The organism is Inquilinus sp. NPDC058860, from assembly GCF_042743185.1.
In the GTDB taxonomy this organism is placed as follows: domain Bacteria; phylum Pseudomonadota; class Alphaproteobacteria; order DSM-16000; family Inquilinaceae; genus Inquilinus.
Window position 1 is genome coordinate 51,172 of sequence record NZ_JBHYMS010000011.1, and the last position, 18,256, is coordinate 69,427.

13 protein-coding genes are annotated in these 18,256 nt (G+C 70.4%); 8 read left to right on the forward strand and 5 right to left on the reverse strand.

Going from position 1 to position 18,256, the window contains the following annotated elements; genetic code table 11:
* Positions 1 to 365: 365 nt before the first annotated feature.
* Genes ACFW16_RS09985 through glgB form a run of 3 tightly spaced genes read left to right on the forward strand, consistent with a single transcriptional unit; the run spans position 366 to position 8,890 of the window.
* Positions 366 to 3,416 (forward strand): alpha-1,4-glucan--maltose-1-phosphate maltosyltransferase, encoded by a 3,051-nt coding sequence (locus tag ACFW16_RS09985; RefSeq protein WP_380304349.1) that lies wholly within the window; start codon positions 366 to 368, stop codon positions 3,414 to 3,416.
* A gap of 1 nt (position 3,417) precedes the next feature.
* The gene (gene treS / locus ACFW16_RS09990; RefSeq protein ID WP_380304351.1) at positions 3,418 to 6,708 is read left to right on the forward strand and encodes a maltose alpha-D-glucosyltransferase; all 3,291 of its coding nucleotides are present in this window, start codon (positions 3,418 to 3,420) and stop codon (positions 6,706 to 6,708) included.
* A complete protein-coding gene (gene glgB, locus ACFW16_RS09995; RefSeq protein ID WP_380304353.1) occupies positions 6,701 to 8,890 on the forward strand; it encodes a 1,4-alpha-glucan branching protein GlgB in 2,190 nt (729 codons plus the stop codon). The genes treS and glgB overlap by 8 nt, the downstream gene beginning before the upstream one ends.
* 40 nt (positions 8,891 to 8,930) lie before the next feature.
* Here the strand turns inward: glgB and ACFW16_RS10000 are convergent, their stop codons facing one another.
* On the reverse strand, positions 8,931 to 9,482 hold the full coding sequence (locus ACFW16_RS10000; protein ID WP_380304355.1) for a DUF4142 domain-containing protein: 552 nt from the start codon (positions 9,480 to 9,482) through the stop codon (positions 8,931 to 8,933).
* A 151-nt stretch (positions 9,483 to 9,633) separates the two neighbouring features.
* Here ACFW16_RS10000 and ACFW16_RS10005 point away from each other — a divergent pair, with 151 nt between their 5' ends.
* The gene (locus ACFW16_RS10005) at positions 9,634 to 9,822 is read left to right on the forward strand and encodes a DUF3008 family protein (protein ID WP_380304357.1); all 189 of its coding nucleotides are present in this window, start codon (positions 9,634 to 9,636) and stop codon (positions 9,820 to 9,822) included.
* A 100-nt stretch (positions 9,823 to 9,922) separates the two neighbouring features.
* Here ACFW16_RS10005 and ACFW16_RS10010 read toward each other — a convergent pair whose 3' ends face one another.
* Together ACFW16_RS10010 and ACFW16_RS10015 are read right to left on the reverse strand one after the other, a co-directional pair.
* A complete protein-coding gene (locus tag ACFW16_RS10010; protein ID WP_380304359.1) occupies positions 9,923 to 10,342 on the reverse strand; it encodes a hypothetical protein in 420 nt (139 codons plus the stop codon).
* Positions 10,343 to 10,431: 89 nt separating this feature from the next.
* Positions 10,432 to 12,225 (reverse strand): MFS transporter, encoded by a 1,794-nt coding sequence (locus ACFW16_RS10015; protein ID WP_380304361.1) that lies wholly within the window; start codon positions 12,223 to 12,225, stop codon positions 10,432 to 10,434.
* A 196-nt stretch (positions 12,226 to 12,421) separates the two neighbouring features.
* Here ACFW16_RS10015 and ACFW16_RS10020 point away from each other — a divergent pair, with 196 nt between their 5' ends.
* Both ACFW16_RS10020 and ACFW16_RS10025 read left to right on the forward strand, forming a co-directional pair.
* Positions 12,422 to 13,264, forward strand: a complete 843-nt coding sequence (locus ACFW16_RS10020; protein WP_380304363.1) for an alpha/beta hydrolase — start codon at positions 12,422 to 12,424, stop codon at positions 13,262 to 13,264.
* Positions 13,261 to 14,814, forward strand: coding sequence for an ABC transporter substrate-binding protein (locus tag ACFW16_RS10025; protein WP_380304365.1), 1,554 nt, complete (start codon positions 13,261 to 13,263; stop codon positions 14,812 to 14,814). The genes ACFW16_RS10020 and ACFW16_RS10025 overlap by 4 nt, the downstream gene beginning before the upstream one ends.
* A gap of 8 nt (positions 14,815 to 14,822) precedes the next feature.
* Here the strand turns inward: ACFW16_RS10025 and ACFW16_RS10030 are convergent, their stop codons facing one another.
* Together ACFW16_RS10030 and ACFW16_RS10035 are read right to left on the reverse strand one after the other, a co-directional pair.
* The gene (locus ACFW16_RS10030) at positions 14,823 to 15,170 is read right to left on the reverse strand and encodes a DUF3088 domain-containing protein (RefSeq protein WP_380304367.1); all 348 of its coding nucleotides are present in this window, start codon (positions 15,168 to 15,170) and stop codon (positions 14,823 to 14,825) included.
* A 13-nt stretch (positions 15,171 to 15,183) separates the two neighbouring features.
* Positions 15,184 to 15,636, reverse strand: coding sequence for an Lrp/AsnC family transcriptional regulator (locus ACFW16_RS10035; RefSeq protein WP_380304369.1), 453 nt, complete (start codon positions 15,634 to 15,636; stop codon positions 15,184 to 15,186).
* Between the two features lie 138 nt (positions 15,637 to 15,774).
* On the opposite strand from ACFW16_RS10035, the gene alr reads away from it, so the two are divergent.
* Together alr and ACFW16_RS10045 are read left to right on the forward strand one after the other, a co-directional pair.
* Positions 15,775 to 16,929 carry an alanine racemase gene (gene alr / locus ACFW16_RS10040; RefSeq protein WP_380304371.1) on the forward strand — a complete coding sequence of 385 codons (1,155 nt, stop codon included), beginning with the start codon at positions 15,775 to 15,777 and terminating at the stop codon, positions 16,927 to 16,929.
* Entirely contained in the window at positions 16,926 to 18,251 is a 1,326-nt protein-coding gene (locus ACFW16_RS10045) for a D-amino acid dehydrogenase (RefSeq protein WP_380304373.1), read from the forward strand. Before alr ends, ACFW16_RS10045 begins: the two co-directional genes overlap by 4 nt.
* Positions 18,252 to 18,256: the final 5 nt, after the last annotated feature.

An 18,256-nucleotide genomic window follows, 5' to 3' on the forward strand; every position in this document is an offset into this window, starting at 1 on the left:
GCCTGTCTGGTGTTCATCTCTTATTTTCCATAATATATATTATCCGACTTAAGGATTGAGGTCGCCCGCAGCGTTTGGCCTCGTCCCTGACGCCGAGATTCGACGCTTCGCCTGGCTATGTCCGCCCTCCGTCGATCCGCCAGGAACTGCGACGACGGGCTTCCTGTTCTCCGAAGAAGCAACCAAGCCGCAACTGACGCGAGATGGCCATGATCGGACAAGCGACCGGGTTGCGCGAAAAAGACGGCCGTCCGTCGGCCCCGCTCCCAGAGCCTCGCTCGCTTCGCGCGATCTACAGCCTTCCCGGCGAGCTCGGATCGCTGTCGAATTCCTTCCTGGACGAACGTCTTTCGCAGGTCGCGCGGATGGGGTTCAGCCATGTCGCCGCGACGTCGGACCCGCTCTCCCGATCCCATGCCGCGATCGGCGATGCCGTCGAAAGCTCCCGCCGGAACGGGCTTGGCCCGGTCCTCGATCTCGCCTCGACGGCACAGCAGCCGGCGGCGCGCATGATCGCCGATGACGAGCCGCCGGATCCACGCCGCCCCCGGTCCCGAGCCGTGTCGCCGGACGATGCGGACCTCGACCAATTGGCGGCATTCCTCGCCGCCGCCTGCGAAGCCGGCGTCGAAGGGTTCATCTGCCGGGTCGCGAGCCCGGACGAAGCGTGGCGATGGTCGAAGGTGATCGCGCGGGCGCGCGCCGCGGGACACCGTTTCCGCGTCGCCGCCCGGGCCCAGGGGGAGCTTGACCAGCTCCTGCTGCGGGATTGCGGCTTCGATGCCTGCATCTCCGGCATCGGGACGCTGGAGGCCTGGCGACACTCCCCATCCGGCCCGACAGCCGCGGCGCTGCCGGTGATCACCTACCCCGAGCCGCCCGAAGGTCCGCGCCTGGCGGCCCGCATCCGCCACACCTCGCTGCTGCGCCGGGCCTATCTGCGGTCGCTCAGGCTGGCCGCCGCCGCGGGCGACGGGCTGCTGCTGCCGATGGGCTTCGAATTCGCCGCCCGCGAGACGCCGATCGGCACGGCCGAGGCCGAGCTGCGCTGGGCGCGCGAGGCCGCGCCGTTCGATCTGAGCGCGGAGATCGCGGCCACGATCGCGGCGCTGGACAGGCCGGGCGGCAAGGCCGCGGCGCTGCGGGCCCTCAGCGGCCCGGAGGCCACGGTGGTCGCCCTGCTGCGCACCGAAGCCGGCGTCGCCCCGAAGCGGGCCGAGCTGATCCTGGCCAACACCGACCTGCACCGGCCGGCGACGCTGCAGCCGGCACCGGTGTTGCGCGGCATCGGCGGCGCGTTCGGCCCGTTCTCGGACAAGCTGGGCCCGGACAAATCGGGCGGGCCGCCGGCCGGCCTGGACGGCCCGGTCACGCTCGACGCCGGCGAGACCCGGGTGCTGGAGGCGCCGCGCGCGGCGTCGGTCGCCCCCGCCCCGTCGCGTGTCGCCGAGCTGGACCTGGACCGTGCGATCCGGGCGCCACGGGTGGCGATCGAGGCGGTCGCCCCCTCACCCGGCCACCCCCGCTTCCCGGTCAAGCGCATTGCCGGAGAGAACGTGCGGGTCGAGGCCGACGTGGTCACCGACGGGCACGAGATCACCGCCGTCGCCCTGCTGTGGCGGCCGGAGGACGAGCGCAGCTGGCGCGAGCAACGCATGGCGCCGGCCGGCAACGACCGCTGGGCGGGCGAGTTCCCGCTGGAGCGGATGGGGCGCTATCTCTTCGCCGTCGAGGCCTGGCGCGACGTCTTCGCCACCTTCCTGTCCGACCTGCGCAAGAAGCAGCTGGCCGGGCTGGACCTGGCCGTCGAGATCGAGGAAGGCCGGCTGCTGGTCGAGCGGGCGCGGGATGCGGTCCGCGGCAAGATCCGGGCCGACTTGGAGGCGGTGCTGGCGGGCTTCGCCGAGGCCGCGCCGGTGGAGCGGCTGGCGCGGCTGCAGGCGCCGGAGACGACAGCGCTGATGGCCAAGGCCGACCGGCGGCCCTTCGCCGTCCGGCAGGACCCGCCGCAGGCGGTGGATGCCGAGCGCCGCGCCGCCGGTTTCGCCAGCTGGTACGAGCTGTTCCCGCGGTCGCAGAGCGGCGACCCAGACCGGCACGGCACCTTCGACGACGTGATCCGGCGGCTGCCGGCGGTCCGGGCCATGGGGTTCGACGTGCTGTACTTCCCGCCGATCCATCCGATCGGCCGGAAGAACCGCAAGGGCCGCAACAACACCCTCACCCCCGGGCCGGACGATCCCGGCAGCCCCTATGCCATCGGTTCGGATGAGGGCGGCCACGACGCGATCCACCCGCAGCTCGGCACGATCGAGGATTTCCGCCGGCTGCGCGACGCGGCGGCGGAGCACGGGCTGGAGCTGGCGTTGGATTTCGCCATCCAATGCGCCCCCGACCATCCCTGGCTGCGCCAGCATCCGGGCTGGTTCGGCTGGCGGCCCGACGGGTCGATCCGCTACGCCGAGAACCCGCCGAAGAAGTACGAGGACATCGTCAATGTCGAGTTCTACGCCGAGGCGGCGCTGCCCGAGCTGTGGCGGACGCTACGCGACATCGTCGCCTTCTGGGTCGACGAGGGCGTGCGGCTGTTCCGGGTCGACAACCCGCACACCAAGCCCTTCCCGTTCTGGGAGTGGCTGATCGCCGACATCCGCAGCCGCGACCCCGGCGTCGTCTTCCTGGCCGAGGCCTTCACCCGGCCGAAGGTGATGTACCGGCTGGCGAAGATCGGCTTCTCGCAGTCCTACACCTACTTCACCTGGCGCAACGGCAAGGCGGAGCTGACCAGCTACCTGACCGAGCTGACCGCCACGGCGCCGAAGGACTTCTTCCGGCCGCACTTCTTCGTCAACACGCCGGACATCAACCCGCAGTTCCTGCAGACCAGCGGCCGCCCGGGCTTCCTGATCCGCGCCGCGCTGGCGACCACGCTGTCCGGCCTGTGGGGCATGTACAACGGCTTCGAGCTGTGCGAGGCGCAGGCCGTCCCGGGCAAGGAGGAGTATCTCGACAGCGAGAAGTACCAGCTGCGCGCCTGGGACTGGGACCGGCCCGGCAACATCGTCGCCGAGATCACCCGGCTGAACCGGATCCGCCACGCCAACCCGGCGCTGCACAGCCATCTCGGCCTGACCTTCTACAACGCCTTCAACGACAGCATTCTCTATTACGGCAAGGCGACGCCCGACCGCGGCAATGTCCTGCTGGTCGCGGTCAATCTCGACCCGCATCGGCCGCAGGAGGCCGACATCGAGATCCCCCTCTGGGAATGGGGCCTGCCCGACCACGGCGCCCTGGCGGCCGAGGAGCTGATGACCGGCCGGGACTTCACCTGGCACGGCAAGATCCAGCACATCCGCCTCGACCCTGCCGCGCCCTTCGCGATCTGGCGCATCCGACCGGCGCAGGAGGTGTAACATGCTCAAGCGCTCCCCCGCCCCCGGCTTCGACGACCCGGTCTGGTACAAGGACGCGGTCATCTACCAGCTGCACGTGAAGTCGTTCTTCGACAGCAACGACGATGGGATCGGCGACTTCAAGGGGCTGATCTCCAGGCTCGACTACATCGCCAGCCTGGGCGTCGACACGCTGTGGCTGCTGCCCTTCTACCCCTCGCCCCGGCGTGACGACGGCTACGACATCGCCGCCTACACCGAGGTGCATCCGGATTACGGCACGCTGGCCGACGTGCGCCGCTTCATCGCCGAGGCGCACCGCCGCGGCCTGCGCGTGATCACCGAGCTGGTGATCAACCACACCTCGGACCAGCACCCCTGGTTCCAGCGGGCGCGGCGGGCCAAGCCGGGCTCCTCGGCCCGGAACTTCTACGTCTGGTCCGACACCGACCAGGCCTATGCCGGCACCCGGATCATCTTCCTGGACACCGAGACGTCGAACTGGACCTGGGATCCCGTGGCCGGCGCCTATTTCTGGCACCGCTTCTACTCGCATCAGCCGGACCTGAACTTCGACAATCCGCGGGTGCTGGCCTCGGTGCTGCGGGTGATGCGGTTCTGGCTCGACCTCGGCGTCGACGGGCTGCGCCTCGACGCCATCCCCTATCTGATCGAGCGCGAGGGCACCTCGAACGAGAACCTGCCCGAGACCCATGCCGTGCTGAAGCAGATCCGGGCCCACCTCGACACGCGCTATCCCGGCCGCATGCTGCTGGCCGAGGCCAATCAGTGGCCGGAGGACACGCAGGAGTATTTCGGCCGCGGCGACGAATGCCACATGGCGTTCCACTTCCCGCTGATGCCGCGGATGTACATGGCGATCGCGCGCGAGGACCGTTTCCCGATCACCGACATCCTGCGCCAGACGCCGGAGATCCCGGAGACCTGCCAATGGGCGATCTTCCTGCGCAACCATGACGAGCTGACGCTCGAGATGGTGACCGATAGCGAGCGCGACTACCTGTGGGAGACCTACGCCGCCGACCGGCGCGCCCGGATCAACCTCGGCATCCGCCGCCGCCTGTCGCCGCTGTTGGAGCGCGACCGCCGGCGCATGGAGCTGATGAGCAGCCTGCTGCTGTCGATGCCGGGGACGCCGGTCCTGTACTACGGCGACGAGATCGGCATGGGCGACAACATTCATTTGGGCGACCGCGACGGGGTGCGCACGCCGATGCAATGGTCGCCCGACCGCAACGGCGGCTTCTCCCGCGCCGATCCGGAGAAGCTGGTGCTGCCGGCGATCATGGATGCCCTCTACGGCTTTCCGGCCGTGAACGTCGAATCCCAGGCCCGCGATCCCCATTCGCTGCTGAACTGGACCCGCCGGATGCTGGCGCTGCGCCGCCGGCACCGCGCCTTCGGCCGCGGCACGCTGCGCTTCCTCTATCCCGGCAACCGCAAGATCCTGGCCTATCTGCGCAGCTTCGAGGACGAGACCATCCTGTGCGTCGCCAACCTGTCGCGGGCGCCGCAGGCGGTGGAGCTCGACCTCGCCGATTTCGAGGGCCGCTCGCCGGTCGAGTTGACCGGCGACACCGTGTTCCCGCCGATCGGCCAGCTGACCTATCTGCTGACCCTGCCGCCCTACGGCTTCTACTGGTTCCAGCTGCGGGCCGACGCCGCGACGCCGCGCTGGCACCAGGAGCCGCCGGAGCAGATGCCGGAATTCGTCACGCTGGTGCTGCGCGACGGCCTGGCCGACGTGCTGTCGCCGGTGTCGCGGAAGATCCTGGAGAGCGAGAGCCTGCCGGCCTATCTGCCGAAACGCCGCTGGTTCGCGGCAAAGGACCGGCGCATCGACGGCATCCGCATCGCCAACGCGACGCCGCTGCCGGGAACCGACCTGATGCTGACCCAGGTGGAGGCGACCGCCGGCGGCACCACGGATTGCTACCAGGTGCCGCTCGGCATCGTTTGGGAGGACGGCAGCCTGCCGGCGCTGCAGCAGCAGCTGGCCGTGGCCCGGGTCCGGCGCGGCCGCCGCGTCGGTTTCCTGACCGACGCCTTCTCGCTGCGCGATCTGCCGCTGGCCCTGATCGAGGGACTGCGGACCCGCCGCACCCTCCCCACCGACGATGGCGAGATCCGGTTCCACCCGACGACACGGATGGAAGGGTTCGAGCTGCCGGCGGATATCGAGATCCAGTGGCTGGCGGCCGAGCAGTCGAACAGCTCTCTGGTGCTCGGCGACAAGCTGGTGCTGAAGGTGATCCGGCGCATCCGCCCCGGCATCCACCCCGAAGCCGAGATGGGGCGCACTCTGACCGAGCATGGCGCGACCAACATCGCCCCGCTGTTCGGCGAGGTGGTGCGCATCGGCGCCGATGGCGAGCCGCGGACGCTCGCGATCGTCCAGGGCTTCGTCCGCAATCAGGGCGACGGCTGGAGCTGGAGCCTGGACAATCTGCGCCGGACGGTCGACGAGATGACCCTGACCGAGGGCGCCACCGACGGCGAGGGCTTCGCCGACGAGGCCGGCTTCGCCGCGGCGATCGGCCGGCGGCTGGCCGAGATCCACACGGTGCTGGCCCAACCCTCCGACGATCCCGCCTTCGCGCCCGAGCCGGTGGATGCCGAGGCGGTTCGGGGCTGGATCGAGGAGGCGCGAGTCGAGATCGACGGCGCGATCGCCACGGTCGCGGCGATGCGCGACTGGCCGGATGCGGCGACGGAAGCGGCGGCCAGGCGGCTGCTGGCCGGCCAGGACCGGCTGGCCCGGCTGGTCGAGCATCTGGCCGATGCAGGCCGGGGCTCGCTGCAGACCCGGGTCCATGGCGACTTCCATCTCGGCCAGGTGCTGGTGGCGCAGGGCGACGCCTATCTGATCGATTTCGAGGGCGAGCCGACCCGGCCGATCGCCGAACGCCGGCGCAAGTCGAGCCCGCTGCGCGACGTCGCCGGCCTGCTGCGGTCGATCGACTACGCCGCGGCCACCGCCGACGACGCCACCCATGACACCATCCCCGAGGCGATGCGGGAGCAGCGCTCCGCCCTGCTGCAGCGGTACCGGGCCGAGGCGTCGCAGGCCTTCCTGGAGGCCTATCGTGAGGTCGCCCGGGCCGCACCGCATCCCTGGGCGACGCCGGAGGCAGAGGCGGCGCTGATCGCCCTGTTCTCGCTGCAGAAGGCGGCCTACGAGATCCGCTACGAGGCGGCGAACCGCCCCGGCTGGATCGGCCTGCCGATCCGCGGCCTGGCCGCCCTTCTGGACCAGCTCGCCGCCGAAGCGAAGGTTCTGACCCATGCCTGATGTCGCGCTGCCGACCGGCCTCGACCCCGCCGCTCTCGACGCGATCGCGGCGGGACGGCATGGCGATCCCTTCGCCGTGCTCGGTCGCCACCCGATCGAGGACGGCATCGCAGTCCGCGCCTGCCTGCCCAACGCCGACGGGGTCGAGGCGGTGGCGCGGGTGGATGGCCACCGTCTGGCGAAACTGAGACAGGTCCACCCGGCCGGGGTGTTCGCCGGCATGCTGCAGGAGGACGAGCCCTATCTGCTGCGCGTCACCTGGCCCAACGGCGCGGTGCAGGAGACCGAGGACCCCTATGGCTTCGGCGTGCTGCTGGACGAGCCGGACCTGCGTGCCCTGGCCGCGGGCGATCCGGAAGCGGTGCGGCGCTGCCTGGGCGCCCAGGTGGTGACGATCGACGGGATCGAGGGCACCCGCTTCGCCGTCTGGGCGCCGAATGCCAGCCGCGCCTCGGTGGTCGGCGAGTTCAACAGCTGGGACGGAAGACGCCATCCGATGCGGCTGCGCCATCACGGCGGGGTATGGGAGATGTTCATCCCGCGCGTCGCCGACGGCGCCCTCTACAAATTCGAGCTGTTGGACCGGAATGGCCATGTGCTGCCGCAGCGCGCCGACCCGCTGGCCCGCGAGACCGAGGCACCGCCGCGCACCGCCTCGGTGGTGCCGCTGCCCCTGCCCTTCCGCTGGACCGACGACGAGTGGGTGCAAGGCCGGGCGGAGCGGCAGTCTGCTTCCGCCCCGGTCTCGATCTACGAGCTGCATGCCGGCTCCTGGCTGCGCGGCGAGGACGGCCGGCCGCTGGGCTGGGACGGGCTGACGGAGCGGCTGGTCCCCTATGTCGCCGGCATGGGCTTCACCCATCTCGAGCTGCTGCCGATCGCCGAGCATCCGTTCACCGGCAGCTGGGGCTACCAGCCGCTCGGCCTGTTCGCGCCGACCGCACGCTTCGGCCCGCCGGAGAGCTTCGCCCGGTTCGTCGACGCCTGCCACCGGGCCGGGATCGGCGTGCTGGTCGACTGGGTGCCGGCCCATTTCCCGAACGATGCCCATGGCCTGCACCGCTTCGACGGCACCGCGCTGTATGAATACGACGACCCGCGCGAGGGCTTCCATCGAGACTGGAACACCTGGATCTACAATCTCGGCCGCACCGAAGTGGCCGCCTTCCTGCTGGCCAGCGCACTGGAATGGCTGGACCGCTACCACCTCGACGGGCTGCGGGTGGACGCCGTGGCCTCCCTGCTCTACCGCGACTACAGCCGCGGACCCGGTGAGTGGATCCCCAATGCCCATGGCGGGCGCGAGAACCTGGAGGCGATCGCGTTCCTGCGCCGGCTGAACGCGCTGGTCGCCGAGCGCCACCCCGGCGCCGTGGTGATCGCCGAGGAATCGACCGCCTGGCCCGGCGTCACCGCACCCGTATCGGAGGGCGGTCTCGGCTTTTCCTACAAGTGGAACATGGGCTGGATGCACGACACGCTCGGCTACATGGCGCACGACCCGGTTCATCGCAAACACCACCACGACGCGATGACCTTCGGCCTGCTCTACGCCTTCAGCGAGCGCTTCGTGCTGCCGCTGTCGCATGACGAGGTGGTCTACGGAAAGCGGTCGCTGCTGGGCCGCATGCCGGGCGATACCTGGCAGCGCTTCGCCAACCTCCGCGCCTATTTCGGCTTCATGTGGAGCTCGCCGGGCAAGAAGCTGCTGTTCATGGGCGGCGAGTTCGGCCAGGAGCGGGAGTGGAACCACGATGCCCAGCTGGACTGGCACCTGCTCGACGATCCGCTGCATCGCGGCGTGCAGCGGCTGGTCCGCGACCTCAACCGGATCTACCGGGCCGAGCCGGCGCTGCACCGGCGCGACGCCGAGCCTGCCGGCTTCGCCTGGACCGTGGTCGACGATGCCGAGGCCAGCGTCTTCGCCTATCTGCGGCTGGGGGCGGAGGGCGACGCGCCGATCCTGGTGGTGTGCAACTTCACCCCGGTGCCGCGTCCGGACTATGGCATTCCTGTTCCGCATCGCGGGCCCTGGCGGCAGATCCTGAACACCGACGCCCGCGCATACGGCGGCGGAGGCATCACCGCAGCCGAACCGGTGGTCGAGACCGGTGTCGGCGGCCGCGACCTGCTATCGGCCTCCCTGCCCCCGCTGTCGACGATCATGCTCCGCGTGGGCTGACCGTCGCCGGAGCCAGGGACAGGCGTCACCGCACGGAGCCTCAGGGCAGGCCGGACAGGATGGTCTGGGCCTCGTCGAGATGGTGCTGGACGATCGGGACCAGCTGCGAGGCCACCGCCTTCAGGTTCGGGTCGCCGCCGCTTTCGCCGTAGCTCTGCTGCAGCTTCAGCGCTTCCTGATGCCCTTCCACCTGGCCTTCCATGTACTGGCGGTCGAACTCGGCGCGCGGGGCCGACCGCAGTGCCGCCAGCGTCTCCTGATGCTGCGGGTCGAGTGCGGCCGGCAACGGGATGCCCAGCTTCGAACTGGAGACGGCGCTCCGGATCTTGCCGGTGGATTCGGTATGATCCTTCACCATCATCCGGGCGAAGCTGCGCACCTCGCTGCTGCGGGCCCGCCGGGTGGCGACCTTGCCGGCCTCGACCTCGAACAGGTCGCTCATGCCGGCGGTCTGCACATAGTTGGCCGGGTCGATCTGGGGCGCCGGCGCCAGCGATGCCAGCATCTGCGCCGGCTCGCTCTCGCGGCTGCAGCCCCCGAGCGCGAGCGTGCATGCGAGCGCCGCGGTGGACAGCACAAGGACGGCCCTCATCGCCAATCTCCCTGTCTGGGCGGGAATGTACGATTGCAACGGCATCAGAGCGCCGGCCGTTCCGGATCGAACCGCGATGTACGGCGGCAGCGGAACCGGCCGACATGCCCTGCCGTTTCCGATTCAGCTATCCACCATTGCGGAGGCATGCATGCCGGCGAAATCGAAGGCGCAGCAGAAGGCGGCCGGCGCCGCCTTGGCCGCCAAGCGCGGCGAGCAGAAGGTCGGCGAGTTGAAGGGCGCGTCGAAGTCGATGTACAAGTCGATGAGCGAAAAGCAGCTCGACGAGATGGCCTCGACCAAGCGCAAGGGCAAGCCCGAGCACGCGTCCAAGGGCTGACGACTCGCCTCGGTCTCGGCCGGGCGACCTACTGATATCGTGTGGTCATCGCTGCGGCGCCGGCGGCCATCCCCAGCGCCGCGGCGGCACTATGGCTTCCCTACACCAGCCGTCCGATAGCGCTCGCCTGCTCGGACCCGTCCAGCAGTTCCATCAGCTCCAGAGGGGTGAGATCCAGTCCCTCCTCTTCCAACAACGCGACCGCCAGGGTGCAGGCCATGGCGCTCTTCTCGTTGTCGGACAGGGGCTCCTGCTTGTGCATCATCAGCTGCCGCAGCCAGATCGCGAATTCGATCGGCGTCATCCGGCCGTCCCGCACCTGGCCCAGCAGCGTCAGCGTCAGATGGGCGGCGCTTTCGAACTCCAGTTCGGCGAATCGATCGATCGGAGGTTTCATATCGGCGGCACCGCGTCGTCGACGGCCATTCCTCATGGTTCCAAATGCAGAAGGAGATTTATCCAGAATATCTCCACCATCTGTCGATGACCAGACTTCATCGAATGAGGCTTCAATGTTCAAGAATCCGGGCAATCACGGTTCATTTTTACAGACTGCCCTGCAAACATGAGATCCGATTGGCAACAATACGGAACGAGGCGAGGCCGATATTATGGTCCGGTGGTGGAAATCTGAGGATCGGCGGCCGGCGTGGCCGCAGGTTGCGCTCCCGGTGATGCGGTCGACCCCTGCCCCGCCGACCGCCCCGGATCCGGCCTTGCCGCGCCCTCGGCAGGAGGCTTGGCGGCCAGCATCCGCCGGCCGCGCCGACGCCAGCTGATGGCGTGGCGGACCGAGGGCGGCGACTCCTGGTTCAGCCGCCCGACCCGGTCGATCAGCTCGCGGTCGGCCGCGGTCAGCCGGGCCAGCAGCCGCAGATGCTGGTACCAGCTGTCGACGAAATAGACCTCGCTCCATTTCAGCCGATCGGCGGCGTCGCGGAACAGCGACCAACGGCTGGCGCCGTTGCGCAGCCGCACCTCGCGCAGCCGGGCGGCGGCGCGGACGAAGTCGCGCTCCTGCTCCGGCCCGATACGGTACTCGACCACGACCATCACCGTATCCCGGCGCGGGTCGATCGGCAGCGCCGGCAGCTCCGGCTTGCGAGCCGGCGCGGCACGCAGATCGATCAGGGCGATGTCCGGGATCTTCAGCCGCAGCGCCCACAGCGCGCCGGCCAGCAGCGCCACGCCGCTGGCCGCCAGGGTTGCGGCGACGCCGAGGCTCTCCGCCATGGCACCCCAAGCGACCGAGCCGAGAGCCAGCCCGCCATACAGCGCCATCTGGTAGATCGCCATGGCGCGGGCCTTGACCCAGTCCGGCACCAGCAGTTGCACCGCGGTGTTGTAGGTCGACACCACCGCGATCCAGGCAACGCCGCCGAGGAACAGCACCGGCACCACCACGGCGGTGACGTGCACGGTGCCGAGCACCAGCAGCACCGCCGCGAAGACGAAGGCCGAGCTCGAGATCAGCCGGCTCGTGCCCAGCCGTTCCCGCGCCGGATGGACGACGAAGCCGCCGCAGACGGCACCGATGCCGAGCGCGCCGAGCAGGATGCCGTAGCCGATCGCGTCCTCGCCGAGCTGGGCCAGGGCCAGCAGCGGCAGCAGCGCCCAGAGCGAGCTGGCGCAGAAGCCGAAGATGAAGGACCGGGTCGCCACCCGCCGCGTCACCAGCGAATGCCGGGCGAAGCGCAGGCCGCCGGTCACCGCCTCGCCCAGCATCTCCGGCGGCAGGGCGGTGCGTGCCGGTCGCCATTTCCAGGACCAGATCGCCGCAGCGAGCCCGGCGAAGCTGACGGTCGCGATCAGGAACACCCAAGGGGCGCCGAGCAGCGCCAACAGCAGGCCGCCGATCGCCGGCCCCAGGGCGCGGGCGACGTTGTAGTTGATCGAGTTCAGCAGCACGGCGCTGGCCACCGCCGGCTTCGGCACCATGTCGCCGACCGCCGCCTGCCAGGCCGGCCCCTCCAGCGCATAGCCGATGGCGATCAGGAAGGTCAGCCCGATCAGCCCGACCGGCTCCAGCAGGTCGAGGAAGCCGAGCACGGTGAGGCCGAGACCGCCGAGGACGCAGCATGCCTCGCCGGCCAGGATCATCTTGCGGCGGTCGTAGATGTCGGCCAGCGCCCCGGTCGGCAGCGACAGCAGCACCAGCGGCACCGCGGTCGCGACCTGGATCAGGGCGATCAGGAACGGGCTCGCGGCGGTGACGGTCAGCACCCAGGCGGCGGCGACCGACTGGGCCCAGTCGCCGAGATTGGCGAACAGGCCGGTGAACCAGACCAGGCGGAACACCGGATGGGCCAGCGCCTCGACGAACGGCAACAGCAGGCCCGACGGCGCCGGCTCGGCGGCGCGCTCAACCCGCAGATCATCCTTGGCGCCGACGGCCTGTTGCATCCGGTTCCGCCCCGCTGGCCGAGGTCTCCGCAACTCTAGGCATGCCGGCCGCATCAGCGCAAAGGCCTCGATGATCGCCATGCCGTCGCGGCCTTCGAATTTTAAGACATCAAAATACATTTGACCTTGCGACGAACGTCGGCCGTCCTAAGATGCCCGGGCCGGCCGATGGAGCCGGCACAGGGGAGGCCGAAGAATGCGCGATCGTCCGGGCCATGGGGTGAAGCTGTCCTACTACGATTTCGGCCAGACGCCGTTCTTCGCGCTGCAGGCCGACCAGCGCGTCTCCTACTGCCTCTACGTTCCGCGGGACTATGAGGAGGACGGCGACAAGACCTACAGTCTGGCGGTGCTGATGCACGGCACCGGCCGCACCGCCACCGCCTATCGCGACGGCTTCATGGACTTCGCCGCGGCCAACGACTGCATCCTGCTGGCGCCGCTGTTCCCGGCCGGGCTGATCAAGCCGGGCGATCTCTCGAACTACAAGCGCCTGGCCTTCCACGACATGCGCTTCGACCTGCTGCTGCTGGCCATGGTCGACGAGGTGAAGGCGAAGTACCGGGTCCGCGCCGACCGCTTCCTGATGTTCGGCTTCTCCGGCGGCGGCCATTTCGTCCACCGCTTCCTCTATGTCCATCCGGAACGGCTGCTGGGCGTCTCGATCGGCGCGCCGGGCTCGGTCACGCTGCTCGACTGGAACCATGACTGGTGGGTCGGCCTGCGCGACTTCGAGGCGCGCTTCGGCCGTCCGGTCGACCTTGCGGCCATGCGCCTTGTGGCGGTGCAGATGGTGATCGGCGGCGACGACACCGAGACCTGGGAGATCGTCACCAAGCCGACCGATCCGGGCTGGATGGACGGCGCCGACCTGGCCGGCGGCAACCGGCAGGAGCGGATGCGGTCGCTGCGCGACAGCTTCGAGCGCCACGGCATCGCCGTGCGCCACGACATCGTCCCCGGGATCGGCCATGAGGGCACGCGCGTGCTGGAGCCGGTGAAGGGCTTCTTCGCCGACACGCTGGCGGCGGCCCAATGAGAGTCCTCGCCCTGACGGCCCTGCTCCTCGCCGCCGCGCCCGCGGCCGCGGCCGCGGCGGAGCCTCAGCCGACACCGCTGCTGTCGATCGCGCTCAACGCCGACATCCGCAGCAGCAACCCGGGCGTGCAGCGCGACTTCAACTCCGACGTCGTGCTGCAGCATGTGACCGAGGGCCTCGTCGCCCTGCGCGAGGACCAGACCCCGGCGCCGATGCTGGCCGACAGCGTCGAGGCCTCGGCCGACGGTACCGCCTACACCTTCCGGCTGCGCGACGGGGTCACCTTCCACGATGGCAGGCCGATGACCTCGGCCGAGGTGGCGTGGAGCTGGAAGCGCTATCTCGACCCGGCGACCCAGTGGCAGTGCCTGGACCGCTTCGACGGCCGCAACGGCCCGAAGGTGCTGGCCGTGGAGACGCCGGACCCGCGAACGGTGGTGTTCCGGCTCGACCGGCGCAGCGCGCTGTTCCTGGTCAACATGGCGACGATCCAGTGCGGCGCCGTGGTGCTCAGCCCCTCCTCTCTCGGGCCCGACGGCGCCTGGGTCAAGCCGGTCGGCACCGGCCCCTATGTCTTCGCCGACTGGCAGAAGAACCGCTATCTCGAGCTGACCCGCTTCGCCGGCTATAAGTCCTTGCCCGGCGCCCGCGACGGCGCCGCCGGCGGCAAGCAGGCGCTGGCCGAGCGGCTGCGTTTTGTCGTCATACCCGACCGCTCGGTGATGAACGCCGCCCTCCTCTCCGGCCAGGTCGACATCGTGCCGGACGTCGGCGCGACCGAGATCGACGCGATGAAGGCGGCCGGGGCGCAGGTGACGGTGACGCCGACCCTGTCCTGGGCGGTGCTGCTGCTGCAGACCCGCGACCCGCTGCTGTCCGATCTCAAGGTGCGCCAGGCGCTGGCCCGGGCGATCGACGGCAGGCAGGTGGCCGAGGCGGCGAGCTTCGGCCTGGCCGCCCCGAACCCGTCGGCCATCGCCGTGGCCAGCGCCTATCACGATGACGGCGACGCGGCCTGGCCGGCCTATGACCCGGCCGAGGCGACGAAGCTGCTGCAGGAGGCGGGGCATGCCGGCGCCACGATCAGGATCCAGACCAACAACCGCCCGACCGGCCAGTACGAGGCGGCGCTGATGATCCAGGGGCTGCTGACCGGCGCCGGCATCGACGCCCAGCTCGAGACGCTGGACTGGGCGACGCAGCTGCAGAACTACCGCGAGGGCAAGTTCCAGGCCTCGGTCTTCACCTATTCCGGCCGGCCCGACCCGGCGCTGGCCTTCGACTCGATCATCGGCAGCAAGGACGAGGACCCGACCAGCCAATGGGAGGACCCGCAGGCGGTCGCCTGGCTGGCCGAGGCCAAGACGGTGAAGGACAAGGCCGGGCGGCAGGCGATCTTCGACAAGCTGCATGCCCGCATGGCCGAGCAGGTGCCGGTGATCGGCCTGTTCAACCCGGTGCAGGTGACGGCGGTCGGGCCGAAGGTCCGCGGCTATGCCGATTGGGGGCCCGGCAACGCCCGCCTGTGGGGCGTGTGGAAGGAGCCGTAGCCGCCCGATCAGGGGTGCGGATCGGGGAAGCCGTGGCGCCGTGACAGGGCGGCGAGGATGCGGTCCTTGCCGGCGATGAAGCGGATGCCGCCATGGCTCTCGGCCTCCGGATCGTCCGGCCCGCCCTCGCCCAGCACCAGCAGCGGCAGGGACTGGTTCCCCTCCCCGACCAACGCCACCACGGCCTGGCGCGGCCGCGGCCAGGCGATGCGCTCGACATCCAGCCGCGCCGCCAGGTCCGGGAACGACGCCAGCACGCCCTCCATCAGGGCGCAATGCCAGCAGTAGAAGACCTGGCCGGGATAGGCCGGGTCGGTGAAGCCGGGACGCAGCAGGAACAGGCGGTCACGGGTCATGGCAAGCTTTCCTCTAGGTGCCGGAATTGCCCCGGATCACGCTGCGCAGGGTGAAGGCCGACTGGATGCGCGACACGCCGGGCATGCGCGACAGCTGCTCCTTGTGGATGCGCTCGTAATCGGCGGTGTCGCGGGCGACGACGCGCAGCAGATAATCCGACATGCCGGTCATCAGGTAGCACTGGTCGACCTCCGGGCATTTCCGCACCGCCGCCTCGAAGCGGGCCAGATACTCCTCGGTCTGCCGCTCCAGCGTGATCTGGACGATGGCGATGGTCGGGTTGGCGACGTCGGGCTCGTCGATCAGTGCGGTGTAGCCGCGGATGATGCCGGCATGCTCCAGCAGCTGGCGCCGGCGCAGGCATGCCGAGGGCGACAGCCCGACCGCCTCGGCCAGGTCGGCGTTGCTGATGCGCCCGTCGGCGCGCAGGTGCTGGATGATCTTGCGGTCGATCGGGTCGAGCATGTGTGGATTCTGCGAAAACCGGTGAATTTGCTGCGAACACCAGACCATCCGGCCGCAGAAGGATCAACGGAAATCAAGGATCGCCGAGGGCCTGCGGCCGTATCCTGAGGCCGTTGGATCTCCTGCGGTTCGGCCCCGATGACCACTTCCCTCCCCGACGCCTCCGGCGCCACGCTGATCGTCGATCTGGCCGCGATCCGCGAGAATTATCGTGCGCTGCGCCGCCGTCTCGGCAGCACCGCCTGCGCCGCCGTGCTCAAGGCCGACGCCTACGGGCTGGGCGCCGACCGCGTCGCCCCGGTCCTGGCCGCGGAGGGCTGCCGCCACTTCTTCGTCGCCCATCTCGAGGAAGGCATCGCCCTTCGGCCGCATGTGCCGGAGGCGGCGGAGGTGTTCGTGCTGCACGGGCCGATGCCGGGCTGCGAGGACATCGCCCTGGCCCACCGCCTGACCCCGGTGCTGAACAGCCTGGAGCAGGTCGAAGGCTGGACCGGCTTGGCGCGCCGTCTCGGGCGGACGCTGCCGGCCGCGCTGCAGCTCGACACCGGCATGTCGCGCATGGGGCTGTCGCCGGCCGAGCTGGACCGGATCGCCAACGAGCCGCGGCGCCTCGACGGCATCGACCTCCGCCTGGTGATGAGCCACCTGGCCTGCGCCGAGCGGCAGGATCATCCGGCCAACGGCACCCAGCGCCTGCGCTTCGACGTCGCCCGCCGCCGCCTGCCGCAGGCGCCGGCGTCCCTGGCCAACTCTTCCGGCATCTTCCTCGGCGCCGATTTCCACTACGACATGGCCCGGCCCGGCGCCGCGCTGTACGGGCTGGCCCCGGTCGCCGGCGCGGCGAACCCGCTGCGCCCGGTGGTATGGCTGCAGGCCCGGGTGGTCCAGATCCGCACCATCGAGGCCGGGGACGGCGTCGGGTACGGCCTGACCTGGCGCGCCGAGGGGCCGGCCCGCATCGCCACCGTGGCGGTCGGCTATGCCGACGGTTTTCCGCGCGGCACCGTCGGCACAGCCCATCTCGGCCATACCGCCCTGCCGGTCGTCGGCGCCGTGTCGATGGACTCGCTCGGCCTCGACGTCTCGTCCCTGCCGGAAGGCGCGCTGCGCCCCGGCGCCATGGTCGAGCTGATCGGGCCGCATCGCAGCGTCGACGCCGTCGCCGCCGATGCCGGCACCATCGGCTACGAGATCCTGACCCGGCTCGGCCGCCGCTTCCGCCGCGAGTACCGCGACGGCCAGCCATCCCCTGCCCCATCGCCCACCCTGGTTCTCGAAGGAGTTCCGTCGTGAAGGTCATCGTCCTCGGCGCCGGCGTCATCGGCGTGACCACCGCCTGGTACCTCGCCCGCGCCGGCCATGAGGTGACGGTGGTCGACCGGCAGGACGGGCCGGCGAACGAGACCAGCTTCGCCAATGCCGGCCAGGTCTCGCCGGGCTATTCGGCGCCCTGGGCCGCCCCCGGCGTGCCGCTGAAGGCGATCAAGTGGATGCTGATGGAGCACAGCCCCTTCGTGCTGCGCCCGCGGCTGGACACCCGGCAGTGGCTGTGGCTGGCGCAGATGCTGCGCAACTGCACCGCCGGCCGCTACGCCGTGAACAAGGAGCGAATGGTCCGCCTGGCCGAGTACAGCCGCGACTGCCTGCGCCAGCTGCGCGCCGACACCGGCATCGCCTATGACGACCGGGCCCAGGGCACGCTGCAGCTGTTCCGCACCCAGAAGCAGGTCGATGCCGCGGCCAAGGACATCGCCGTGCTGCAGGAGGCCGGGGTGCCCTACGAGGTGCTGGACCCGGCCGGCTGCGCCGCGGCCGAGCCCGCCTTGGCCGCGGTGAGGGACAAGCTGGCCGGCGGCCTGCGCCTGCCGGGCGACGAGACCGGCGACTGCTTCAAGTTCACCAACAGCCTGGCGAAGCTGGCCTCAGGCCTGGGCGTCACCTTCCGCTGGGGTGCCCGAATCGCCGGCCTCACGACCGACGGCAACCGGATCGGCGGCGTGGCGCTGGAGGGAGGCGAGACCCTGCGCGCCGACGGCTATGTCCTGGCGCTGGGCAGCTGGTCGCCGCTCCTCCTCAAGCCGCTGGGCATCGAGATCCCGGTCTATCCGGTCAAGGGCTACTCGATCACCGTGCCGGTCACCGAGGCCGCGGGCGCCCCGGTCTCGACCGTGATGGACGAGACCTACAAGGTCGCGATCACCCGGTTGGGCGACCGCATCCGCGTCGGCGGCACCGCCGAGCTGGCGGGGTACAGCAGCCGGCTGTGGGACGCCCGGCGGCGGACGCTGGAGCATTCGGTCACCGACCTGTTCCCGCAGGGCGGCGACGTCGGCCGCGCCAGCTTCTGGACCGGCATGCGGCCGATGACGCCGGACGGCACGCCGGTGGTCGGCCGCACGCCCTACGGCAACCTGTTCCTCAACACCGGCCACGGCACGCTGGGCTGGACCATGGCCTGCGGCTCCGGCCGGGTGATGTCGGACATCGTCTCCGGCCGCCGCGCCGAGATCGACCTGGAGGGGCTGGCGATGGACCGCTACCGCTGGGCCGACCTGACCGGCATCCGCGGTCCGAAGGGCCGCCCGGCCGCCGCGCCGGTGCCGCAGGCGGGGTAATCGCC